This is a genomic window from Pseudomonas sp. GW821-FHT01D09 (assembly GCF_059422465.1).
This window is the reverse complement of the sequence record NZ_JBWKWY010000013.1, coordinates 47,723-69,267: the sequence shown is the minus strand read 5'-3', so window position 1 is coordinate 69,267 and position 21,545 is coordinate 47,723. Positions and strand designations below refer to the sequence as shown.

At 62.4% G+C, this 21,545-nt stretch carries 22 protein-coding genes; 15 read left to right on the top strand and 7 right to left on the bottom strand.

Annotation, left to right across the window (positions count from 1 at the left end):
- Positions 1-20 precede the first annotated feature (20 nt).
- The 11 genes from urtB to AC07W7_RS14105 all read left to right on the top strand — a co-directional run bounded on the left by urtB (position 21) and on the right by AC07W7_RS14105 (position 10,009).
- Positions 21-1,523: an urea ABC transporter permease subunit UrtB gene (gene urtB, locus AC07W7_RS14155; protein WP_495039523.1), complete on the top strand. Its 1,503-nt coding sequence runs from the start codon at positions 21-23 to the stop codon at positions 1,521-1,523.
- Positions 1,523-2,602: an urea ABC transporter permease subunit UrtC gene (gene urtC / locus AC07W7_RS14150; protein WP_495039522.1), complete on the top strand. Its 1,080-nt coding sequence runs from the start codon at positions 1,523-1,525 to the stop codon at positions 2,600-2,602. Before urtB ends, urtC begins: the two co-directional genes overlap by 1 nt.
- Entirely contained in the window at positions 2,599-3,447 is an 849-nt protein-coding gene (gene urtD, locus AC07W7_RS14145) for an urea ABC transporter ATP-binding protein UrtD (RefSeq protein ID WP_495039521.1), read from the top strand. The genes urtC and urtD overlap by 4 nt, the downstream gene beginning before the upstream one ends.
- 133 nt (positions 3,448-3,580) lie before the next feature.
- The gene (gene urtE / locus AC07W7_RS14140) at positions 3,581-4,279 is read left to right on the top strand and encodes an urea ABC transporter ATP-binding subunit UrtE (RefSeq protein WP_495039520.1); all 699 of its coding nucleotides are present in this window, start codon (positions 3,581-3,583) and stop codon (positions 4,277-4,279) included.
- A 31-nt stretch (positions 4,280-4,310) separates the two neighbouring features.
- Entirely contained in the window at positions 4,311-5,150 is an 840-nt protein-coding gene (locus tag AC07W7_RS14135; RefSeq protein WP_169863779.1) for an urease accessory protein UreD, read from the top strand.
- Between the two features lie 73 nt (positions 5,151-5,223).
- Positions 5,224-5,526 carry an urease subunit gamma gene (locus AC07W7_RS14130; RefSeq protein WP_032862374.1) on the top strand — a complete coding sequence of 101 codons (303 nt, stop codon included), beginning with the start codon at positions 5,224-5,226 and terminating at the stop codon, positions 5,524-5,526.
- 9 nt (positions 5,527-5,535) lie between these two features.
- Positions 5,536-6,066 (top strand): GNAT family N-acetyltransferase, encoded by a 531-nt coding sequence (locus AC07W7_RS14125; RefSeq protein ID WP_236308983.1) that lies wholly within the window; start codon positions 5,536-5,538, stop codon positions 6,064-6,066.
- A gap of 5 nt (positions 6,067-6,071) precedes the next feature.
- The gene (locus tag AC07W7_RS14120; protein ID WP_495039519.1) at positions 6,072-6,596 is read left to right on the top strand and encodes a GNAT family N-acetyltransferase; all 525 of its coding nucleotides are present in this window, start codon (positions 6,072-6,074) and stop codon (positions 6,594-6,596) included.
- Between the two features lie 5 nt (positions 6,597-6,601).
- The gene (locus tag AC07W7_RS14115) at positions 6,602-6,907 is read left to right on the top strand and encodes an urease subunit beta (protein ID WP_076961529.1); all 306 of its coding nucleotides are present in this window, start codon (positions 6,602-6,604) and stop codon (positions 6,905-6,907) included.
- 155 nt (positions 6,908-7,062) lie between these two features.
- Positions 7,063-8,763 carry an urease subunit alpha gene (gene ureC / locus AC07W7_RS14110; protein ID WP_495039518.1) on the top strand — a complete coding sequence of 567 codons (1,701 nt, stop codon included), beginning with the start codon at positions 7,063-7,065 and terminating at the stop codon, positions 8,761-8,763.
- A gap of 100 nt (positions 8,764-8,863) precedes the next feature.
- Positions 8,864-10,009 (top strand): sensor histidine kinase, encoded by a 1,146-nt coding sequence (locus AC07W7_RS14105; protein ID WP_169901567.1) that lies wholly within the window; start codon positions 8,864-8,866, stop codon positions 10,007-10,009.
- Positions 10,010-10,125: 116 nt separating this feature from the next.
- On the opposite strand, the gene AC07W7_RS14100 is transcribed toward AC07W7_RS14105, so the two are convergent.
- The gene (locus AC07W7_RS14100) at positions 10,126-11,070 is read right to left on the bottom strand and encodes a DnaJ C-terminal domain-containing protein (RefSeq protein ID WP_099170152.1); all 945 of its coding nucleotides are present in this window, start codon (positions 11,068-11,070) and stop codon (positions 10,126-10,128) included.
- A gap of 272 nt (positions 11,071-11,342) precedes the next feature.
- Between AC07W7_RS14100 and AC07W7_RS14095 the strand changes: the two genes are divergently transcribed.
- Positions 11,343-12,611 carry an Hsp70 family protein gene (locus AC07W7_RS14095; RefSeq protein ID WP_099170150.1) on the top strand — a complete coding sequence of 423 codons (1,269 nt, stop codon included), beginning with the start codon at positions 11,343-11,345 and terminating at the stop codon, positions 12,609-12,611.
- 73 nt (positions 12,612-12,684) lie between these two features.
- On the opposite strand, the gene AC07W7_RS14090 is transcribed toward AC07W7_RS14095, so the two are convergent.
- From AC07W7_RS14090 to AC07W7_RS14080, 3 genes are all read right to left on the bottom strand, one after another.
- Positions 12,685-13,698, bottom strand: coding sequence for an AI-2E family transporter (locus AC07W7_RS14090; RefSeq protein WP_076961535.1), 1,014 nt, complete (start codon positions 13,696-13,698; stop codon positions 12,685-12,687).
- A gap of 197 nt (positions 13,699-13,895) precedes the next feature.
- Entirely contained in the window at positions 13,896-14,195 is a 300-nt protein-coding gene (locus AC07W7_RS14085; RefSeq protein WP_076961536.1) for a PsiF family protein, read from the bottom strand.
- A 71-nt stretch (positions 14,196-14,266) separates the two neighbouring features.
- A complete protein-coding gene (locus tag AC07W7_RS14080; RefSeq protein ID WP_495039517.1) occupies positions 14,267-15,055 on the bottom strand; it encodes an AraC family transcriptional regulator in 789 nt (262 codons plus the stop codon).
- A gap of 98 nt (positions 15,056-15,153) precedes the next feature.
- On the opposite strand from AC07W7_RS14080, the gene AC07W7_RS14075 reads away from it, so the two are divergent.
- Complete coding sequence (locus AC07W7_RS14075) at positions 15,154-16,026, top strand: DMT family transporter (RefSeq protein ID WP_057437486.1); 873 nt, start codon at positions 15,154-15,156, stop codon at positions 16,024-16,026.
- Here the strand turns inward: AC07W7_RS14075 and AC07W7_RS14070 are convergent.
- Positions 16,023-16,913, bottom strand: coding sequence for an esterase/lipase family protein (locus AC07W7_RS14070; RefSeq protein ID WP_495039516.1), 891 nt, complete (start codon positions 16,911-16,913; stop codon positions 16,023-16,025). The genes AC07W7_RS14075 and AC07W7_RS14070 overlap by 4 nt on opposite strands.
- Positions 16,914-17,169: 256 nt before the next feature.
- A complete protein-coding gene (locus AC07W7_RS14065) occupies positions 17,170-19,239 on the bottom strand; it encodes an AsmA family protein (protein WP_495039515.1) in 2,070 nt (689 codons plus the stop codon).
- 368 nt (positions 19,240-19,607) lie between these two features.
- Here AC07W7_RS14065 and AC07W7_RS14060 point away from each other — a divergent pair, with 368 nt between their 5' ends.
- Positions 19,608-20,027 (top strand): hypothetical protein, encoded by a 420-nt coding sequence (locus AC07W7_RS14060; protein WP_169863790.1) that lies wholly within the window; start codon positions 19,608-19,610, stop codon positions 20,025-20,027.
- 152 nt (positions 20,028-20,179) lie between these two features.
- Positions 20,180-20,812, top strand: coding sequence for a TetR family transcriptional regulator (locus AC07W7_RS14055; RefSeq protein ID WP_076961541.1), 633 nt, complete (start codon positions 20,180-20,182; stop codon positions 20,810-20,812).
- A 5-nt stretch (positions 20,813-20,817) separates the two neighbouring features.
- On the opposite strand, the gene AC07W7_RS14050 is transcribed toward AC07W7_RS14055, so the two are convergent.
- The gene (locus tag AC07W7_RS14050; RefSeq protein WP_495039514.1) at positions 20,818-21,336 is read right to left on the bottom strand and encodes a C40 family peptidase; all 519 of its coding nucleotides are present in this window, start codon (positions 21,334-21,336) and stop codon (positions 20,818-20,820) included.
- Positions 21,337-21,545 lie beyond the last annotated feature (209 nt).

Below are 21,545 nucleotides of genomic sequence, written 5' to 3'. Positions count from 1 at the left end.
CATGACCAGGACATTTGTTTATGCCCACTGCCCTCCACCGCTTCCTCCTGGCCTGCCTGCTGCTGCTGCCCCTGGCCGCACACGCCGGCGATGCCGAAGACTTCCTCGCCGCCAACCCGAGCCAACAAGCCAAGCTGTTGCAGGCCTGGGCCGCCCAGCCCGACCCTGCGCGTATCGAGTTGGTCAACGCCCTGCAACAAGGCCAACTCATGGTCAACGGCGAACCCAAGACCGTGCGCCTGAACAACCGCCTGCGCGGCTTGATCAACAACGTACAAGCCAGCCAGCAGTTGCTCGCCAGCGAGCCCAAGGTGCGCCTGGCGGCTGCGCAACAACTGCAAAAAAGCGCAACCCCGGCCCAACTGAAATTCCTCGACCAGAAACTCGCCAGCGAAACCGACGACGACGTGCACAGCGCCCTGAGCCTGGCCCTGGCCAACCTGCAACTGGTCGACCCCGACCCGGCCGTGCGCCTGGCCGCCGTGCGTCTGCTGGGCAGCACCGGCGACCCACTGGCCCGCACCCGCCTGGAAGCCTTGCTGGCGCCCGGCGTAGAAACCGATGCCGGGGTGCACACCGCCGCCGAAACCAGCCTGGCCCAGGTCAAGCGCAAGCTGCTGGTGGGGGAGATCCTTGGGCAAGCCTTCAGCGGCATGTCCCTGGGCTCGATCCTGCTGCTGGCGGCCCTGGGCCTGGCGATCACCTTCGGCTTGCTCGGGGTGATCAACATGGCCCACGGCGAGATGTTGATGCTCGGTGCCTACGCCACCTACGTGGTGCAGTTGCTGATGCAGCGCTACGTGCCTCAGGCCATCGATTTTTACCCGCTGATCGCGCTGCCGGTGGCGTTTTTTGTCACCGCCGGCATCGGCATGGCGCTGGAGCGCACGGTGATCCGTCACCTCTACGGCCGGCCGCTGGAAACCCTGCTGGCCACCTGGGGCATCAGCCTGATGCTGATCCAACTGGTACGCCTGCTGTTCGGCGCACAGAACGTCGAAGTGGCCAACCCGGCCTGGCTGTCGGGCGGGATCCAGGTGCTGCCCAATCTGGTGCTGCCATACAACCGCATCGTCATCATCGGCTTTGCCCTGTGCGTGGTGGTGCTGACCTGGCTGCTGCTGAACAAGACCCGCCTGGGCCTCAACGTGCGCGCCGTGACGCAGAACCGCAACATGGCCGCCTGCTGCGGCGTGCCCACCGGGCGTGTGGATATGCTCGCCTTTGGCCTCGGCTCGGGCATCGCCGGCTTAGGTGGCGTGGCCCTGAGCCAGATCGGCAACGTCGGCCCGGACCTGGGCCAGAGCTACATCATCGATTCGTTTCTGGTGGTGGTACTCGGCGGCGTCGGCCAGTTGGCCGGCAGCGTCATGGCCGCCTTCGGCCTGGGCATCGCCAACAAGATTCTTGAACCGCAGATCGGTGCCGTACTCGGCAAGATCCTGATCCTCGCGCTGATCATTCTGTTTATCCAGAAACGCCCGCAGGGACTCTTCGCACTGAAAGGACGGGTGATCGACTGATGAACCAGCCATTGATGCTTACAGCCGCGCAAAAGGCCGGCCCCAAGGTGACGATTGCGCTGGGCGCGGTGATCCTCGCCGTACTGCTGGCGTTGCCGCTGCTGTCGCTGCTGCCTGCCGACAACGCCCTCCACGTCTCGGCCTACACCCTGACCCTGGTGGGCAAGATCCTCTGCTACGCCATCGTTGCCCTGGCCCTGGACCTGGTGTGGGGCTACGCCGGCATGTTGTCCCTGGGCCACGGCCTGTTCTTCGCCCTCGGCGGTTATGCCATGGGCATGTACCTGATGCGCCAGGCCGCCGGCAGCGAGTTGCCGGAGTTCATGACCTTCCTGTCGTGGAGCGAACTGCCGTGGTATTGGCTCGGCACCCAGCACTTCCTCTGGGCCCTGTGCCTGGTGGTGTTGGCGCCGGGTTTGCTGGCGCTGGTGTTCGGCTTTTTTGCCTTCCGCTCGCGGATCAAGGGCGTGTATTTCTCGATCATGACCCAGGCCCTGACCTTTGCCGGGATGCTGTTGTTTTTCCGCAACGAGACCGGCTTTGGCGGCAATAACGGTTTTACCAACTTCCGCAGCATCCTGGGCTTTGGCATTACCGAGCCCGGCACGCGGGCGGTGCTGTTCCTGGCCACGGTGCTGCTGTTGGTGGGCAGCCTGTTTATCGGCTGGCGCCTGGCCCGGAGCAAGTTCGGCCGGGTGCTGACGGCCCTGCGCGACGCGGAAAACCGCCTGATGTTCTGCGGTTATGACCCGCGTGGCTTCAAGCTGTTTGTGTGGGTGTTGAGTGCGGTGCTGTGCGGCCTCGCCGGGGCGCTGTACGTGCCACAGGTGGGCATCATCAACCCCAGCGAAATGTCGCCGACCAACTCCATCGAAGCCGCCGTGTGGGTGGCCCTGGGCGGGCGCGGCACGTTGATCGGCCCGCTGCTGGGTGCCGGTGTGGTCAACGGCATGAAGAGCTGGTTCACCGTGGCCTTCCCGGAGTACTGGCTGTTCTTCCTGGGGGCGCTGTTCATCATCGTCACCCTGTACCTGCCCAAGGGCATCATCGGCCTGCTGAAGAAAAGGGGCGAACAATGAGAGTCACGGCAACCGCTGAGTTCATGCTTGAACCCGTGCTTGACGCCGGCAGCAGCCGCGACGCCATCGGCCTCGGCCAGGTCGCCGGCAAGGGCCTCGATACCCGCCACGGCACGATCCTGACCCTGGAAGACATCAGCGTCAGCTTCGACGGTTTCAAGGCGCTGAACGACCTCAACCTGTACATCGGCGTCGGCGAGCTGCGCTGCATCATCGGCCCCAATGGCGCGGGCAAGACCACGCTGATGGACGTGATCACCGGCAAGACCCGCCCCAGCCACGGTAAGGCGTGGTTCGGTGAAACCCTGGACCTGACGCGCATGAACGAGGTGCAGATCGCCCAGGCCGGCATCGGCCGCAAGTTCCAGAAGCCCACGGTGTTCGAGGCCCTGAGCGTGTTCGAGAACCTGGAGCTGGCGCAGAAGACCGACAAGTCCGTGTGGGCCAGCCTGCGGGCGCGCCTGAGCGGTGAACAGAAGGACCGCATCGATGAAGTGCTCGACACCATTCGCCTGACGACTTCGGTACAGCGCCCGGCGGGTTTGCTGTCCCACGGCCAGAAGCAGTTCCTGGAAATCGGCATGCTACTGATGCAAGACCCGCAACTGTTGCTGCTCGATGAGCCGGTGGCCGGCATGACCGACGCCGAGACCGAGTTCACCGCCGAGTTGTTCAAGCGCCTGGCGGGCAAGCATTCGCTGATGGTGGTGGAGCACGACATGGGCTTTGTCGGCTCGATTGCCGACCATGTGACAGTGCTGCACCAGGGCAGCGTGCTGGCGGAGGGGTCGCTGGAGCAGGTGCAGGAAAACGAGCGGGTGATCGAGGTGTACCTCGGTCGTTGAGCCTGATGCAATCCGCTTTATGTAGGCGCTGGCTTGCCAGCGATAGCGAGGGTGACTGACACAGCGCCATCGCAGGCAAGCCAGCTCCCACAGTTGATCCGGTTCCCACAGGGGATTTGAGGAGAGTTTGAACATGCTGCAAGTCGACAAGCTGCACCAGTACTACGGCGGCAGCCACATCCTGCGCGGCCTTTCGTTCGACGTGAAAGTCGGCGAAGTCACCTGCCTGCTCGGCCGTAACGGCGTGGGCAAGACCACCCTGCTCAAATGCCTGATGGGCCTGTTGCCCGCCAAGGAAGGTGCGGTGAGCTGGGAGGGCAAGGCCATCACCGGCTTCAAGCCGCACCAGCGGGTCCACGCCGGCATCGCCTATGTGCCCCAGGGCCGGGAGATTTTCGGGCGGCTGACGGTGGAAGAAAATCTGTTGATGGGGCTGTCGCGCTTTCCGGGTTCTGAAGCCAAGGAAGTCCCCGCGTTTATCTACGAACTGTTCCCGGTGTTGCTGCAAATGAAGCATCGGCGCGGCGGCGACTTGTCCGGTGGTCAACAACAGCAGTTGGCGATTGGCCGTGCCCTGGCCAGCCGTCCGCGCCTGCTGATCCTCGATGAGCCCACCGAAGGTATCCAACCCTCGGTGATCAAGGAGATCGGCGCGGTGATCAAGAAGCTCGCCGAGCGCGGCGACATAGCGATTTTGCTGGTGGAGCAGTTCTACGATTTTGCCGCCGAACTGGCCGATCAATACCTGGTGATGTCCCGGGGCGAGATCGTCCAGCAGGGCCGTGGTGAAAATATGCAGGCCGACGGTGTGCGCGGCCTGGTTACCATCTAATCTGTAGCGTCCTGTTGATTAAGCCCTGGCCATGACCCTTCCTGCCCCCACCGCCCTGTTCACCCCCAGCTGGCATGCCGCGCTGGAGTTGGGCTATGCACGCTTCGGCGCCAGCACACGCCCGGTGCTGCGCCGCCATGTGGGCCCGCTGCGGGTGCAAAAGCACCTGTACGCCGAAGGCCCGGAGGTGTGCCAGCACATCATTGTGCACCCGCCGGGCGGGATTGCCGGGGGCGATCGCCTGGAGATCAGCGCCCACCTGGCCGAAGGCGCGTGGGCGCAATTGACCAGCCCCGGCGCTGCCAAGTGGTACCGCGCCAGCGGGCCGGCCTATCAGCAGGTGACCTTGACGGTCGAGGCCGGCGCCACCCTGGAATGGCTGCCCCAGGAAACCATCGTGTTCAGCGCGGCCCAGGCCGAACTCAGCACCCGCATCGACCTGCACGGCGACGCCCGGCTGTTGTACTGGGATGTGGTGGCGCTGGGGCGCCCGGCCAGCGGCGAGCGTTTCGAGCGTGGGCACTTCCAGTCGCACCTGGATATCCGCCGCGACGGCCAGTTGCTGTGGCATGAGCGCCAGCGCATCGTCGGCGACGACGGCCTGCTCGACTCGCCGATTGGCCTGGATGGGCAGCCGGTGTTTGCCACCTTGCTGGTCAGCGGTGACATCGACAGTGAATTGCTGGAACAGTGTCGCGCCCTGCCCCACGCGGTACGCGGCGACCTGACCCAACTGCCGGGTTTGCTGGTGGCGCGCTGCCTGGCCGGCGAAACCCTGCTGGCGCGGGCCTGGTTGATTGATTTATGGCGGCTGTTGCGCCCGGCGTTGCTGGGGCGTGAGGCTGTGCCCCCAAGAATTTGGAACACATGAATACTCAAGCCAGCTCCTACATTGATGAGTCTTCGGTGTTTTTTAGAATGTTTTTTATGACGGACTGCTGACCATGGACCTAACCCCAAGGGAAAAAGACAAACTGCTGATCTTCACCGCCGGCCTGGTGGCTGAACGCCGCCTGGCGCGCGGGGTGAAGCTCAATTACCCGGAAACCATCGCCTACATCTCTGCCGCCCTGCTTGAGGGCGCGCGCGACGGGCGCACCGTGGCCGACCTGATGCACTTTGGCACCACCCTGCTCAGCCGCGAACAAGTGATGGAGGGCATCCCGGAAATGATCCCGGATATCCAGGTCGAAGCCACCTTCCCCGACGGCACCAAACTGGTGACCGTCCATCAACCCATCGCCTGAGGCCCGGCCATGTCCTTGCTGATTCGTGACGCGGTGCACGGCGACCTGCCGGCGATCCGCGATATCTACAACGATGCCGTGCTCAACACCACGGCGATCTGGAACGAGCAACCGGTGGACCTGGGCAATCGCCAGGCCTGGTTCAGCGCGCGCCAGGCGCAGTTCTACCCGATCCTGGTGGCGGTGGAGGCCGAGCAAGTGGTCGGCTATGCCTCGTTTGGCGACTGGCGGCCCTTCGACGGCTTTCGCCACACCGTCGAGCATTCGCTGTACGTGCGCAACGACCAACGCGGCAAAGGCCTGGGCCCACGGCTGATGCAGGCCCTGATCGAACGCGCCAGGGCCTGCGACAAACACGTGATGGTCGCCGCCATCGAAAGCGGCAACCTGGCCTCGATCCGCCTGCATGAACGCCTGGGCTTTGACATCACCGGGCAGATGGCCCAGGTGGGCACCAAGTTTGGCCGCTGGCTGGACCTGACCTTTATGCAACTGCTGCTCAACCCCGGCGCCCAGCCGCCGGCGGTCCACAAGGAGTAACCCCGATGAATGCTGCCCAACTGCGTCGAGTGAATGCTGAAAGTTTTGCCCATTACCGCCTGGGTTTGATTGAGCTGTTGCTGGACGCGGTGAAGCATGGCGCTTCGGTAGGTTTCATGGCCGACTTCGATGATGCCCAGGCCCGCACCTATTTAAGCGGTGTGCAGGCGAGTATCGAGGAGGGCAGCCTGCTGCTCTGGGTAGTGGTGCGCGACGAGCAAGTGATCGCCAGTGTGCAATTGGCGTTGTGCCTCAAAGCCAACGGCCTCAACCGCGCCGAAGTGCAAAAACTGCTGGTGCACAGCAGCGCCCGCCGCCATGGCCTGGGCCAGCAACTGATGAGCGCTCTGGAACTCGCCGCCCGCCAGCACAAGCGCGGCCTGCTGTACCTGGACACCGAGGCCGGCTCCGGGGCAGAAGCCTTCTACCAGGCGCTGCGCTACACAAAAGTCGGCGAGCTGCCGGACTACTGCCAAAGCCCGGACGGGCGCTACAGCCCGACCGCCATCTACTACAAGACCCTGGGGTAACCTGCATGATTCCTGGCCAATTCCAGATCCAGCCTGGCGAGATCGAACTCAACGTCGGTCGCCGTACCCTCAGCCTGAATGTGGCCAACCGTGGCGACCGGCCGATCCAGGTCGGCTCCCATTACCATTTTTTCGAGACCAACGACGCGCTGACCTTTGACCGCGCCCAAAGCCGCGGCATGCGCCTGAACATCCCGGCGGGCACGGCGGTGCGCTTTGAACCGGGGCAGAGTCGCGAGGTGGAGTTAGTGGAGCTGGCAGGGTTGCGCCGGGTGTTCGGGTTTGCCGGGAAGATCATGGGTGATCTTTAGGGCCTCATAACTGATCGTTCCCACGCTGCGCGTGGGAACGCCGCCTGGGACGCTCTGCGTCCCGCTCTTAACGTCGTGACGCAGAGCGTCACCGGATGCATTCCCACGCAGAGCGTGGGAACGATCAAAGCGATCAATTTCTCAGGACACGCCCTATGAAAATCAGCCGCCAAGCCTACGCCGACATGTACGGCCCCACCGTCGGTGACAAGGTCCGCCTGGCCGATACCGAGTTGTGGATCGAAGTGGAGCAGGACTTCACCACCTACGGCGAAGAAGTGAAGTTCGGCGGCGGCAAAGTCATCCGCGACGGCCAGGGCCAGAGCCAACTGCTGGCCGCCGAGGTGGTCGACACGGTGATCACCAACGCGCTGATCATCGACCACTGGGGCATCGTCAAGGCCGACGTTGGCTTGAAGAATGGCCGCATCCACGCCATTGGCAAGGCCGGTAACCCGGACATCCAGCCCGGCGTGACCCTGGCCATCGGCGCCAGCACCGAAGTGATCGCCGGTGAAGGCATGATCCTCACCGCCGGCGGCATCGACTCACATGTGCATTTCATCTGCCCGCAGCAGATTGAAGAGGCGCTGACCAGCGGCGTCACCACCATGATCGGCGGCGGCACCGGCCCGGCCACCGGCACCAATGCCACCACCTGTACTTCAGGCCCGTGGCACCTGGCGCGCATGCTGCAAGCGGCAGACGCGTTTGCGATGAACCTGGGCTTTACCGGCAAGGGCAACGCCAGCCTGCCCGAGCCGTTGATCGAGCAGGTCAAGGCCGGGGCGATTGGCCTGAAGCTGCATGAAGACTGGGGCACCACCCCGGCCAGTATCGACAACTGCCTGAGCGTGGCCGACGCATACGATGTACAGGTGGCGATCCACAGCGACACCCTCAACGAGTCAGGGTTTGTCGAAACCACCCTCGCCGCGCTCAAGGGCCGCACCATCCACACCTATCACACCGAAGGGGCCGGCGGCGGGCATGCGCCGGATATCATCAAGGCCTGCGGCTTGCCTAATGTGCTGCCCAGCTCCACCAACCCGACCCGGCCGTTCACCCGCAATACCATCGACGAACACCTGGACATGCTGATGGTCTGCCATCACCTCGACCCGAGTATTGCCGAGGATGTGGCCTTCGCCGAAAGCCGCATCCGCCGCGAGACCATCGCCGCCGAAGATATCCTGCACGACCTCGGCGCGTTCTCGATGATCAGCTCCGACAGCCAGGCCATGGGCCGCGTGGGCGAAGTGATCATGCGCACCTGGCAAACCGCCGACAAAATGAAGAAACAGCGCGGGCCGCTGCCCGGCGACGGCGCAGGCAACGACAACTTCCGCGCCAAGCGCTATATCGCCAAGTACACCATCAACCCGGCGATCACTCACGGTATCAGCCATGAGGTGGGCTCCATCGAAGTCGGCAAATGGGCCGACCTGGTGCTGTGGCGCCCGGCGTTCTTCGGCATCAAGCCCACGCTGATCCTCAAGGGCGGGGCGATTGCGTCCAGCCTGATGGGGGATATCAACGGCTCGATCCCCACCCCGCAACCGGTGCACTACCGCCCGATGTTCGCCAGTTTCGGCAGCGCGCTGCACGCCACCAGCCTGACGTTTATCAGCCAGGCGGCGCTGGCCGAGGGCCTGCCGCAGGCCTTGGGCCTGAAGAAGCAGATCGGGGTGGTCAAGGGGTGTCGCCAGGTGCAAAAGAGCGACCTGATCCACAATGATTACCTGCCAAGCATCGAGGTCGACCCGCAGACCTACCAGGTCAAGGCCGATGGCGAGCTGTTGTGGTGCGAGCCGGCGGACGTGCTGCCGATGGCCCAGCGTTACTTCCTGTTCTGACCGTTCATCGGCAGATACCCGCCGTGCCAGTGAAGCGAAGAGGCGTAAGGCGCTACGATGCGCCACGCTTCTTCACCGTCTTGCACTTGGGAACCTGGCTATGCGCCTATCCGAATTCATCGTGTTGCATGCCGAGCGGATCGTCGATGAATGGGAGCAGTTTGCCGAAACCCTAACCCCGGCCGCCGACACCTTGAACCGCACGCAACTGCGCGACCATGCGCACTCGATCCTGCTGGCCGCCGCACGGGACATGAACACCCGCCAGAGCGCCAGCGAACAGGCCGCCAAGGCCAAGGGCGAAGGCCCGGAAAAAACCCCAAGCCTGGACGCCGCCGCCGCCAGCCATGGCGAACTGCGCCATACCGTAGGCTTTGACCTGGTGCAGATGACCTCCGAGTTCCGCCACCTGCGCGCCTGCGTGATCCGGCTGTGGGTCGATAGCCTGGCGTCGCCGGATATGACGTATTTCCAGGACATGATCCGCTTCAACGAAGCCATCGACGAAGCCCTGGCCGAATCCACGGCGGCCTACGCCGAACAGGTCAATCGCTCGCGGGATATCTTCCTCGCCATCCTCGGCCACGATCTGCGCACACCGTTGCAGGCGGTGAAGATGTCCACCGAGATGTTGTTGCGCAAGGCCCCGTTGGACAGCCATGGCCTGGGCCTGGTGGGCAATATCCAGAAGGGTGCCCGACACATGGAGGCGATGGTCAGCGATCTATTGGGGTTTGTGCGCAGCCGGCTGGGCAGCAGCCTGCCGATCGAGCCCAAGCCGATGAACCTGGCCGACGCCGCCAGGGAGGCCATCGCCGAAGCGTGCGCGAGCCGCCCGGATTGCCAGGTTCACTTGCATCTCCAGGGCGATACCCAGGGGTTGTGGGATCGCGGGCGCATTGATCAGCTGTTGCAGAACCTGATTGGCAATGCCTTACAGCACGGCCTCAACAGCCAGGCGGTGACCCTGAGCCTCGACGGCTCCCCCGGCAACGTAGAACTGCGCATGCACAACTACGGCCCGCCGATTCCCCAGGAGGCACTGGGCACCGTGTTCGACCCGCTGGTGCGCAGCACTACCGAAGAGCCGGGCAGCAACTCGACCAGCCTCGGGCTGGGATTGTTTATCGTCAGGGAAGTGGTGGAAGCCCACAGGGGTACGATTGAAGTGGCGTCCAGCGAGACGGCGGGCACCACATTTACCGTGATACTGCCGCGCCGGTATCTGGGAGCTGTCGGGCTTTAGCGAGGCTGCGATAGCGGTGGACCAGCCAACATCAATGCCAGCAATACCGCCGCCATCGCAGCCTCGCCGGGGCTCGACAGCTCCCACAGGGTTCGCCTGCCCACCACAGGGATCGGTTAGCGGTTCCAGGTTTCCCGTGGATCAAAATTGGCCTTTTTCGCCAACTCCTGCCACAACGCCTTGACCTCCTCGTCGCTGCTTTTGGGCATCACCGCCTTGAGCTGCACAAACAGATACCCACGCTGCCCGGCCTTGTTCAGCAAACCATGGCCCTTGGCCCGCATGCGCTGGCCATTCTGGCTGCCGGCTGGCACCTTGAGGTTGATCTTGCCGGTCAGGGTCGGCACCGCGACTTCCGCGCCCAGGGCCAATTCCCACGGGGCCAGCGGTAAAGTGATCACCAGGTTTTCGCCTTCCACCTCGAACTTCGGATGCGGCGCAAAGCGGATGATCAGGTACAGGTCGCCATTGGCGCCGCCGCCAATCCCCGGTGCACCCTGGCCCTTGAGGCGGATCCGCTCGCCATCGGCCACACCGGCCGGGATCTTCACATTCAGGCTCTTGGTGGTGTTACTGACGTGCTGGCCCGCCGCATTGTATTGCGGCACCTGGAAGCTGACCGCCTTGGACTCGGTGGACAGGGTCTCTTCCAGGAACACCGGCAGTTCCATCTCCACATCCTGGCCGCGCCGACCGGGGCTGCGCCCTTGCCCGCCGCCAAAGCCGTTGCCACGGGAGCCAAAGATCGAGCTGAAAAAGTCAGAAAACTCGCCGCTGTCCTGGCCACCGCCAAACCCGCCACGGCTTTGCCAGCCTGGTGGCCCCTGGAAGGGCTGGCCATGCTGGCCATAGCGGCGCAATTCGTCGTATTCGGCGCGCTTGTCGGCACTTTTCAGCGCTTCATAGGCTTCCGAGGCGTCCTTGAACTTCTCCTCCGCGTCCTTTTCCTTGCTGACGTCGGGATGATACTTACGGGCCAGCTTGCGATAAGCGGCCTTGATCTGCTTGTCATCGGCCGTCGGCTCGACACCAAGAATCTTGTAATAGTCTTTGAAATCCATGGGGGCATCACCATCCGTTATCGAGATCGCACAGTCGGGCCCTGCCTGCCGGGGCATTGCGGGGCGGTTCGAGGTGCGTCAGAAAATTATCGGCGGCTTGCAGGACACACTTGATCCTTTCGACAGCCACCAACCGTATGCACAGGAGTTGGGGGCAGCGAGCCGACCTTTCAAGGTAACAAGTCTGCTGTATTTAGCGGATAGTCGGCCTACGCATCTGCACGCGAGTGACATACACTGCGCGGCCGTTTTTTAACCGGAACCTGTTAGACATGAACAACACCTCCCCAGCCCGTGCCTGCGGCATCGACTTCGGCACGTCCAACTCCACTGTCGGCTGGATCCGCCCCGGCATGGAAACGCTTATCGCGCTGGAGGACGACAAGATCACCCTACCGTCGGTGGTGTTCTTCAACTTTGAAGAGCGCCGCCCGGTGTATGGCCGCCTGGCGCTGCACGAGTACCTGGAAGGCTACGAAGGCCGCCTGATGCGCTCGCTCAAGAGCCTGCTGGGCTCCAAGCTGATCAAGCACGACACCAGCGTGCTGGGCACGGCCATGCCGTTCAAGGACCTGCTGGGCCTGTTTATCGGCCAGCTCAAGAACCGCGCCGAAGCCACCGCCGGCCGTGAGTTCGAGGAAGTGGTACTGGGCCGCCCGGTCTTTTTCGTCGACGACGACCCAATGGCCGACAAAGAGGCCGAAGACACCCTGGTGGACGTGGCCCGCAAGTTGGGCTTCAAGGAAGTCTCGTTCCAGTACGAACCGATTGCCGCGGCCTTCGACTACGAATCCACCATTGAACAAGAAGAGTTGGTCCTGATTGTCGACATCGGCGGCGGTACGTCCGACTTCTCCCTGGTGCGCCTGTCGCCCGAGCGGCGCAAGCACGACAACCGCCACGACGACATCCTCGCCACCGGCGGCGTGCATATCGGCGGGACCGACTTCGACAAACAGCTCTCGCTGGCCGGCATGATGCCGCTGTTCGGCTACGGCAGCCGCATGAAAAGCGGCGCCTACATGCCCACCAGCCACCATATGAACCTGGCCACCTGGCACACCATCAACTCGGTGTACTCGCAAAAATCCCAGCTGGCCCTGGGCAGCATGCGCTACGACATCGAAGACACCGGCGGCATCGACCGCCTGTTCAAGCTGATCGAACAGCGCGCCGGACACTGGCTGGCCATGGAAGTGGAAGAGACCAAGATCCACCTCACCCACGACGACAGCCGCCATGTGCCGCTGGACCGGGTCGAACCGGGCCTGAGCGTGGAACTGAGCCGCGCCCTGTTCGAGTCGTCCATCGACAACCTGCTGGAGCGGGTGCGCAATAGCGTGACCCAACTGCTCGACGACGCCTCGGTGGACGTGGCCCAGGTCGACACGGTGTTCTTCACCGGCGGCTCCAGCGGCATCCCGGCCCTGCGCCAGAGTGTTTCGGCGATGTTGCCCAATGCCCGGCATGTAGAAGGCAACATCTTCGGCAGCATTGGTAGCGGGTTGGCGATTGAGGCCAGTAAGCGTTACGGCTACTGAGTATTAGCTGAAACCGCGGCGCGCTCTTTCGCGAGCAAGCCCGCGATAGGGCCAGCCTAGACGCCCTCAATCTTCAGACCATCCCACCCAGCTTCAACTCACTCTTCAAATACGCATAGTAAATCGGCCCTGCCACCACCCCAGGCAGGCCGAATGCCGCTTCAAACACCAGCATCGCCAACAACAACTCCCACGACTTGGCGCTGATCTGCCCACCGACAATGCGTGCATTGAGGAAGTACTCGACCTTGTGGATCACGATCAGGTAGCCCAGCGCCGCCACGGCCACCCAGATCGACAGCGACAGGGCGACGATGGTGATCAGGGTGTTGGACATCAGGTTGCCGATCACCGGCAGCAGGCCCAGCAGGAAGGTCAGGACAATCAGGGTCTTGGTCAGCGGCAGGTGGATCCCCATCAGCGGCAGCACCACCGCGAGGAAGATCCCGGTGAAGACGGTGTTGAGGGCGGCGATTTTGATTTGCGCAAAGACAATGTTGCGAAAGGCCTGGACCAGCAGGTGCAGGCGGTCGAACAGCGCGGCGGCCAGGGGTTTGCGCTTGGTCAGGTCGGGCACCCGTTGCAGGGCGATGATCGCCCCCAGGACCATGCCGATCAGCAGGGTCACGAACATATGGGCCGCGTCCTTGCCCACCAGTTGCAATTCGCTCAGGTGCTTGCTCAGCCACTCGCCGATGGCCACGCGAAACTCGGCGGCGCTGGCTGGCAGGTAGGCGTCGAGGAAAGGCGGCAACTGGCCGCGTGCGCGGTCGACCACGCCCATGAATTTATCGAGGGAGGCCCCGGGGTTTTCCGCTTCGTGCAGCAAAAAGCTGATGGCGCCGGCGAAGATCAGGGCCAGTGCGCTGACGATCACAGTGCCGAGCAACGCCACTGCCAGCCAGCGCGCGCGCCGGCCTTCGATCAAGCGCTGCAGTTGTGGGGTGAGCATGTTGACCAGTTCAAAGACCAACAGGCCGGCCAACAGGCTGGGCAACAGCTTCAACGGCAGAACCAGCAACAACCCGCCGAAAATGATGATGTAGCTGGCCAGCAACAACACATGACGCTGAGAAAACGTTGGCATACAGCCTCTAAACGAACGGCGTTAAAGGATGGGCAGTCTGCCAGCCTTGGGGCAATCAAGCGAGAAGTCTGATGGCTGTGAACACCGCAAAATGTGGGAGCGGGCTTGCCCGCGATAGCGCAGGTTCAGTCAATATCTCGCGGGCTGACACACCGCAATCGCGGGCAAGCCCGCTCCCACAGGGGTATTTAAGCGGCTCAGCCTTTGAGGCAGGTGCTCATAAAGGTTTTGCGCGCATCGCCGGTCAGCGCCTTGGTTTTTGCCGACGCGTTGCAGTCCTTCATTTTTTGCTGCTGCGGGGTCAGGGTCTTGGCGTCGTTGGCGGCCGGGGCCGAGAGGCAGGTTTTCATGAAGGCCTTGCGCTCGTCGCCCTTCAAAGTCTTGGTGGAAGCTTCGGCATTGCAGCTGGTCATTTTGTTTTGCTGGGCAGTGGCCGCAAACCCTTGGGAACAGAGCAGCAGACCGATCATCAACAACGGAATACGCAACATCTTCATGGAGTTTTCTCCCTGTTACCACGCCGATGGGCGCGGCCTCCCCTGCAGTGTAGACAAAGCTTGTTACACCTTCACCTGTTACGTAGGTTCGTCCGTCGGTACTGCTCCGGTGTACAGCCGGCCTGGCGCTGGAACATCGCAATAAACGCCGAGGCAGTGCTGTAGCCCAGGTCAAACGCCACTTCCTGCACGCTGCGAATACTTTCCAGCGCCTCAATGGCCGCCAAAAAGCGCAGGCGCTGGCGCCACTCGCCAAAGCTCATGCCCAGTTCGCGCACAAATTGCCGGGCCAGGGTGCGCTCGCTGACATGCACCTGCTGCGCCCACTGCGCCAGCGCGCGGTTGTCCCCAGGCTCGGCCTGCATGCCTTCAAGCACGCTGAGCAGGCCGGGGCTGCTGGCATACGGCAGGAAACACTCATGCTCCGGCGCCTGGCGCAGTTGGTCCACCAGCACCTGGGCCAGGCGCACGTCGGCCTCGTTGGCCGGGATATTCACGTCGCGCTCGGCAAAATCACTGAGGATGGCCTTGAGGATGTCGCTGATGGTCAAGGTGCAGGGCTGTGTGGGCAATTGCTCGCACAAAGACGGCGCCAGGTACACCGAACGGTAGACAATCGCCTGGGCGTTGTAGGAGCTGTGCTGGGTATTGGGTGGGATCCACACCGCGTATTGCGGCGGCGACATAAACCGCTTGCCGCCCACTTCAAAGCGCATCACGCCATGGGCCGAGTAATCCAGGGAGCCCCAGGCATGCTGATGGCGGGAGGCGCGGCTGTCGGCGGCAAATTCCGAGTAGCGAAAATACACCGGGGCCGGCAGTACGTCGAAATCGGGCAGGTTGATATAGGCTTGGGACATAGTTGTCTGGATGTAACGGCGGTTTGTCTGGATCGAAGTATAGGCTTCGATCCAGACAAAGGATAATCAAGCCTCACTAACGTTCTCGGTTCCTTGCGATGCAATACGCTTATCCCCTGCTGGCCATTTTTATCTGGGCTGGCAATACCGTGGTCAACAAACTCGCCGTGGGCTCGATATTCCCGGCCGAAATCGGCTTTTATCGCTGGTTGCTGGCGGCCATCCTGTTTACCCCGTTCATGCTCAAGCCGGTGATTGCCAACTGGGCGCTGATCCGCCCCAACCTGGGCAAGATCGCTGTACTCGGCGTGCTTGGCATGGCGGTCTACCAGAGCCTGGCGTACTACGCCGCGAGCCTGACCAGCGCCACCAACATGGGGATCATCCTGTCGCTGATGCCCTTGATGGCCCTGACCGCGGCCATTATCAGCCTGGGCCAGCGCCTGACCTTCGGCGCCCTGACCGGTGCGGTGCTGTCGTTTGCCGGGGTGGCGGTGGTGGTGTCGGCCGGCAGCCTCGGCGCGCTGCTGCAACATGGGGTGAACCTGGGTGACGCGATGATGCTGGTGGCCACCCTGGCCTATGCGATCTACAGCACCCTGCTGAAAAAATGGCAACTGCGCCTGCCGCCCCTGGTGTTGCTGTATTTGCAGGTGCTGGTGGCGGTGGTGGTGCTGTTCCCGCTGTTCCTGGCCTCGGACAAGGTCGGCCTGGGCCCGTCGAATATTGGCCTGGTGGTGTACGCCTGCCTGCTGGCCTCGATGATCGCGCCGCTGGCGTGGATGCATTCGGTCAAACAGTTGGGGCCAAGCCGCACCACGCTGTTTTTCAACCTGCTGCCGTTGATCACCGCACTGATTGCCGCGGTGGTGCTCAAGGAACAGTTGGCGCTGTATCACCTGGTCGGCGGCGTGCTGACGTTGGGTGGGGTGATTTTGTCGGAGCGCTGGACGACGCCGGTAAGACGTTAAAGCCCGGCCGCCTTCAACCGCTGCGCATGCTCGACAAACAGGCGAATCGGCTCGGCGCCCTTGCCCACCAGGCCCAGTGACTGGTTGACGATATCGAAATGATCCAGCGCATAGTCATCGCCGATCACCGTGCCCAGGTGTGAGCTGTAGCGCCCGACCATGCCGTCGCACTGCCCCTTCTCCTTGACGAAGGTGCGCGCAAACAACCGGCAACTGCGACTGGTGCCGTCCAGCAGGTTGCGCCCGCGATCGGTCTTGCCCGGCTGCAGGGTGCCGGACCAGGAGTAATAGCGCACACCATTCACTTCCTCGGCGCCCTGCCCGCCCCAGGTGTCTGGCAAGCCTTGGGGGTATTGGCGATTGAACAGCGCCACGCCCTCGCAGGTCAGCGACTGATGGGACGCGTGGATATCCACCGCAAAGCGCGGGCCGCGATAGCCGGTTTCCAGAAGGCCCATCAGCATGCCCACCAGACGCAGCAGCGCGCTCATGATCCGGCCCTTGGCGCTGTCGGCCGGGTAGTGGGTGTGCAGGTAGTCTGCCAATTCCGAACCGTGGTTGGGCCCCGCCACCGAGGTCACCGAAGCCACCCATTCCGGGCGTTTGGCCGCCGCGTAACGAGCGGTGAGCGAGCCCTGGCTATGGCCGATCAGGTTGACCTTCTCGGCGCCGGTCTGGCGGCGTATCTGCTCGATCTGCGCCAGCAACTGCTCGCCGCGCACCTCACTGGAGTTGAGCGGCGCCACCTGCACCGCAAACACCTGCGCCCCACCGGCACGCAAGGCCGGGACGATGCCGTACCAGTATGGGTACAGCACCAGCCGTACAAACCCGAGCATGCCCGGCACCAGGACCAGGGGATAACGTGTAGCCAATGTCTGGGCCATGGTGGCGAACATCCTTGAAGGGGCGATTGGGCTGATCCTAGACCAGCCCTATGGCAATCGATATGACACCCGGCAATATCCAATAAAACTTTCTCAACGGCCTGTAGGCCTTTTAGCAGCGCGAACTAATGTGGGAGCGGGCTTGCCCGCGAAGACGTCGGCCCAGCAAACATTGATGTTGACTGACCCACCGCTATCGCGGGCAAGCCCGCTCCCACACAAGCCCTCTCCCACATTGGGTTGTGGGTTTCTTCAGTCAGCCTTTCACCGTTTTCGGTGCTTTGCCTTCCTTCATCTGCTGCAACAGCGGCACACACTGGTTCGGTACATCACCGCTCGGCGCCACCAGTGCCAGCAGGCCTGCCGCAGGTGCAACGATCACACCCAGCGCCACCATCCCCGCGCCACGCAATAACAGCGGCACGGTCTTGACCCCGGCATTGGGTTTGATAAACGGCCCGTTGACGTACAACGGCGAGCGCAGCGAGAACAGGCGGAACCCCTTGGACTCTGGGGTAATCGTCAGGTCCAGTTGTTCGCTGGCCATGTTCACGGTGCCGTCGATGTAGATGATCGCGTTCTCGGTGTCGAACACAAACAGCCGGCTGGTGGCCAGGCCGGTCTTGATGCCGAAGTCCGCCGCCGCACAGTTGATCTTCACGTCCTTGTCGCCAAACAGCTTGCCGATCACGTAGTTGCCGACATTCAACCCGGCAATTTCCATCAGGCCACGGCTAATGGCGCCGTCGTTGATGAGCATTTTCAGATCGCCATTGGCACTGCCCAAGAGCGCCGCCACCGAGTTGCCGCGCCCGGCGATATCGGCATCGCCGTTGAGCTCGCCAAAGCTGGTCTTCATCGGTTCAAAGGTGGGGAACAGTTGCTTGAGCTTGAAGTTGCGCGCCGTCAGTTTCGCCCGGCCTTCCAGCGGGGTAATGCGGCCATTGAGGCGGATCTGCGCATCCAGCTTGCCGCCCGCCACGCCGAAGCGCAGGGGTTCGAGGCTCAGTTGGCCGTCGTTGAGTACCAGGTGCGTATAAAGGTCGGTGAACGGCAGGTCGGTGCTGTGGACAATGCGCTTGCCGGTAAACTCGACATCGGCGTCCATATCGCGCCAGCGCTCGGTGCGGAACTCTTCCACCGGCAGCACCTTGGTCGCCGGTTGCTTGCTCGCCCCGCCACGGGCCTTTTGCTTGGCATTGGAGTCAGCACCGATCAGCGGCGCCAGGTCGGCCAGCAGCAGTTGGTTGGACACCAGTGCGCCACTGAGCTTGGGCCGTGGCTGGCTGGCGACGTAGGCCAGGTCGCCGTGAATATCACTGTTGCCGATCTTGCCGTTGAACTGCTCATAGCGGAACGACGCACCGCCGGCTTCATGCAGCTTGGCAATCAGGCGACCGTCGGTGGAGTAGGCCGGCGAGTCCGGCAGGGTCACGCCGGTCAGTGGGTAAAGGTTGCCCAGGCTGGTGCCGGACAGTTTCAGGCGCAGGTCCAGGGCGCCGAGGTTCAGGGGGTCGGTCAGGGTGCCGGCCAGGGCGATGCGGGTATCGCCGATCTTCGCCTGGGCTTGCAGGGGGAATGGCCTGGCCGCGTCTTGCAGGGCCAGCAACCCGCCGATCTTGCCGCTGCCCGCGAGTTGCTGGCCGTGGTACTGGCCGCTGACCTTGAGGCCGAAGGCATAGTCCTGGGGTGTCGCGCCCTGCTCTTGGGCCTTTTTGGCATCGCGCTCGCCGACGATTTCGCTGAATGCGATGGGTTTGCCCAGGAGGTCGATCAGCACATCGAGGCGGGTCTTGAGGGTCTGGTCGTCGAGGGTCACGTGGCCCTTGTCAAAGCCGATGGCACCGATATCCACCACCCAGTTGGACGGTTCGGCATTCGGATCCTTGGGGTCAAAGGTGAAGGTCCAGTTGGCGCGGCCATCGGCCAGGCGCTGCAACTCGGCACTCGGTTCGGTCAGGTCGATACGCGGGATCACCACGCGCTGGGCCAGCAAGGCCAAGGGCGAGATGCGCAATTCGACGCGCTTGAGGGTGACCATCTGCGGTTTTTTCGACCACTCGGGGTTGCCCAGGCTCAGGTCTTCGGCCACCACATGGGGCCACGGCACCCAGGCGCGCCAACCGCCTTCGTCCGGCTCGCGCTGCCAGACCACAGCCAGGTTGCCATTGATGGCAAAGGCGCGATGCAGCTCTTCGGAGACTTTGGCATTGAGTGTCGGCTTGATCCGGTTCCAGTCGAAGAACACCAGGATCAGTACGACGGCGGCGATCAGCAGAACGAAGCAAGCACTGCTCCAGGCGAGAATTTTACGAGTGCGCGTCATTGCACAGGGCTCCTGATTACGACTGCGCGTGCCACTGGCAACGCGCGCAAGGGCTAAAGCTTATATGGCTACGACTGGCAAATGGCCTGGGGGTTTAACCGCAGCGGGGAATTAGCGGTGAAAAGTACTTTTTCTGACTAATCCGACAGCTTTTTTCATCGATCGCGCACCGTTGTTACCCACGCCCGTGTCGAAAATACCCACCCCGGTGCAAAAGCGCGTGCTTGAGAGGTACGGTCTAGAGCCTCGGCGCAGAACAATCAATTCCGTTGATTATTACCATTGTGTTTATGAACTTTTATATCGAGATATCGAGAGTAGCATGAGTCCTGTACCCACTTTATCGCCCTCCCAAGGAGCAACTCATCATGAAACGCCAATTACTGCTCAGTGTTGCACTCTCTGTCCTGGCCACCAGTGCTTTTGCCCTGCCAGCAACAGAGCAAACCATCCCACAAGCCAAGACCGACGCCTCGCACATCAGCCAGACCGTTGCCGAAGGTGGTCGTGATCGCCTGGAGCAGAAAGGCCTGGTCGAAGGTGGCTCGGACCGTCTGCAAGAGCGTAACGCCGTAGCCGAAGGCGGCCGTGATCGCCTGGAACAGAAAGGCCTGGTCGAAGGTGGTTCGGACCGTCTGCAAAAACGCGAATTTGTCGCCGAGGGCGGCCGTGATCGCCTGGAGGAGAAAGGTCTGGTTGAAGGTGGCTCGGACCGTCTGCAACAACGCGAATTTGTCGCCGAGGGCGGTTCCGACCGTCTGGCTGAAATGCATAAAGCCACGAGCTAAGCCCGTGCCGGCCCTGAAAAAAGCCCGATCCCCAGCGATCGGGCTTTGACTTTGTGTGACCCGCGCCACCTTTGTCCTGTTTCAAGTTCGACGCCGGTAAAGTTGTTTTGCTAGAGTGCGTCGCTGTCCTTGTCTACAAAGCCCACCCGCCAATGCTCCCCCGCGCCGAACAGAAGCAACAGACCCGCCTTGCCTTGATGGACGCAGCCCGCCATCTGATGGAGGGTGGCCGAGGGTTTGGCAGCCTGAGCCTGCGGGAAGTGGCCAAGAGCGCCGGCATCGTGCCCACCGGTTTTTACCGTCACTTTGCCGATATGGACCAACTGGGCCTGGTGCTCGTCAGTGAGGTCGGCCAGACCTTCCGCGCCACCATCCGCCTGGTACGCCACAACGAATTCGTCATGGGCGGCATCATCGATGCCTCGGTGCGGATCTTTCTCGATGTGGTGGCGGCCAACCGTTCACAGTTTTTATTCCTGGCCCGCGAGCAGTACGGTGGTTGCCTGGCCGTGCGCCAAGCCATCGGCGCGCTGCGCGAAGACATCACCTCGGACCTGGCGGCCGACCTGACACTGATGCCCAAACTCCAGCACCTGGATGCCGACGGCCTGCATGTGATGGCCGACCTGATCGTCAAGAGTGTGTTCGCCACCCTGCCCGACATCATCGACCCGCCCGCCGCCGCCCTGCCGGCGCACCTTACGCCCCAGGCCAAGATCACCCAGCAACTGCGCTTTATCTTTATTGGCCTCAAGCACTGGCAAGGCCTGGGCAGCACCGAGTAGAGCGATCAACGCACCGCGTGGAAACGCTTGGCGGTGGTGTAGTTCTTCTTCCAGTAGGTGTTGGCCAGGGAATCGATGCGGATGTTCTTGCCCTGGCGCGGCGAGTGAATGAACTTGCCCTCGCCGACATACAGGCCGACATGGCCGATCTGGCTGCTGCCATTGGCCTTGAAAAACACCGCATCGCCGGGTTGCAGTGCATCTGCCTTGATCGTCGCCGCCGTTGAGCGGTGCATCGCCGCCGTGGTGCGCGGGATAACAATATTGGCTTCGGTCTTGAACAGATAGACCAGCAGCCCGCTGCAATCGAACCCCTGCTCCAGCGATGTGCCCCCCGATTTATAAGGTTTGCCCAGCAACTCATGGGCGCGGTCGACCACATTGGCGATGGTCGGTTGTGGCAGGGCCTGTAACGCTGAACTGAACGGAGCCGGTGAAACGTAACGCTGGCTGAAACTGGCCGAAGCAGATGGCGCCATGCCAAAAAAACCGGCCATGACCACACATAAAAAAGACTTGAACATGATGAACGTCGCACTGGATTAAAGACGGTGCGAAATCCTAGAGAAACAACGCGTGGCGAGATGAGCGGGAAATCTATGGTGTGAGTAGGATGATTCCCAAAATGCATTACAGATAAATAACCGAAGGCAAGCACCTACAAAATATCGTGGGACGCCCGCCAAAATCGCCCAATTCAGGTGCCAGAACGACCCATGGCGCACCATAATGG

Excerpts from the sequence above, each read along its gene's own strand:
- AC07W7_RS14115 (WP_076961529.1), top strand. The coding sequence starts at position 6,602 with ATGATTCCTGGCCAATTCCAGATCCAGCCTGGCGAGATCGAACTCAAC.
- AC07W7_RS14065 (WP_495039515.1), bottom strand. The coding sequence starts at position 19,239 with ATGACGCGCACTCGTAAAATTCTCGCCTGGAGCAGTGCTTGCTTCGTT.
- AC07W7_RS14130 (WP_032862374.1), top strand. The coding sequence starts at position 5,224 with ATGGACCTAACCCCAAGGGAAAAAGACAAACTGCTGATCTTCACCGCC.
- AC07W7_RS14135 (WP_169863779.1), top strand. The coding sequence starts at position 4,311 with ATGACCCTTCCTGCCCCCACCGCCCTGTTCACCCCCAGCTGGCATGCC.
- AC07W7_RS14070 (WP_495039516.1), bottom strand. The coding sequence starts at position 16,913 with ATGGCCCAGACATTGGCTACACGTTATCCCCTGGTCCTGGTGCCGGGC.
- AC07W7_RS14100 (WP_099170152.1), bottom strand. The coding sequence starts at position 11,070 with ATGGATTTCAAAGACTATTACAAGATTCTTGGTGTCGAGCCGACGGCC.
- ureC (WP_495039518.1), top strand. The coding sequence starts at position 7,063 with ATGAAAATCAGCCGCCAAGCCTACGCCGACATGTACGGCCCCACCGTC.
- AC07W7_RS14050 (WP_495039514.1), bottom strand. The coding sequence starts at position 21,336 with ATGTTCAAGTCTTTTTTATGTGTGGTCATGGCCGGTTTTTTTGGCATG.
- AC07W7_RS14075 (WP_057437486.1), top strand. The coding sequence starts at position 15,154 with ATGCAATACGCTTATCCCCTGCTGGCCATTTTTATCTGGGCTGGCAAT.
- AC07W7_RS14055 (WP_076961541.1), top strand. The coding sequence starts at position 20,180 with ATGCTCCCCCGCGCCGAACAGAAGCAACAGACCCGCCTTGCCTTGATG.
- AC07W7_RS14080 (WP_495039517.1), bottom strand. The coding sequence starts at position 15,055 with ATGTCCCAAGCCTATATCAACCTGCCCGATTTCGACGTACTGCCGGCC.
- AC07W7_RS14125 (WP_236308983.1), top strand. The coding sequence starts at position 5,536 with ATGTCCTTGCTGATTCGTGACGCGGTGCACGGCGACCTGCCGGCGATC.
- AC07W7_RS14120 (WP_495039519.1), top strand. The coding sequence starts at position 6,072 with ATGAATGCTGCCCAACTGCGTCGAGTGAATGCTGAAAGTTTTGCCCAT.
- urtE (WP_495039520.1), top strand. The coding sequence starts at position 3,581 with ATGCTGCAAGTCGACAAGCTGCACCAGTACTACGGCGGCAGCCACATC.
- AC07W7_RS14085 (WP_076961536.1), bottom strand. The coding sequence starts at position 14,195 with ATGAAGATGTTGCGTATTCCGTTGTTGATGATCGGTCTGCTGCTCTGT.
- urtD (WP_495039521.1), top strand. The coding sequence starts at position 2,599 with ATGAGAGTCACGGCAACCGCTGAGTTCATGCTTGAACCCGTGCTTGAC.
- AC07W7_RS14095 (WP_099170150.1), top strand. The coding sequence starts at position 11,343 with ATGAACAACACCTCCCCAGCCCGTGCCTGCGGCATCGACTTCGGCACG.
- AC07W7_RS14105 (WP_169901567.1), top strand. The coding sequence starts at position 8,864 with ATGCGCCTATCCGAATTCATCGTGTTGCATGCCGAGCGGATCGTCGAT.
- AC07W7_RS14060 (WP_169863790.1), top strand. The coding sequence starts at position 19,608 with ATGAAACGCCAATTACTGCTCAGTGTTGCACTCTCTGTCCTGGCCACC.
- AC07W7_RS14090 (WP_076961535.1), bottom strand. The coding sequence starts at position 13,698 with ATGCCAACGTTTTCTCAGCGTCATGTGTTGTTGCTGGCCAGCTACATC.
- urtC (WP_495039522.1), top strand. The coding sequence starts at position 1,523 with ATGAACCAGCCATTGATGCTTACAGCCGCGCAAAAGGCCGGCCCCAAG.
- urtB (WP_495039523.1), top strand. The coding sequence starts at position 21 with ATGCCCACTGCCCTCCACCGCTTCCTCCTGGCCTGCCTGCTGCTGCTG.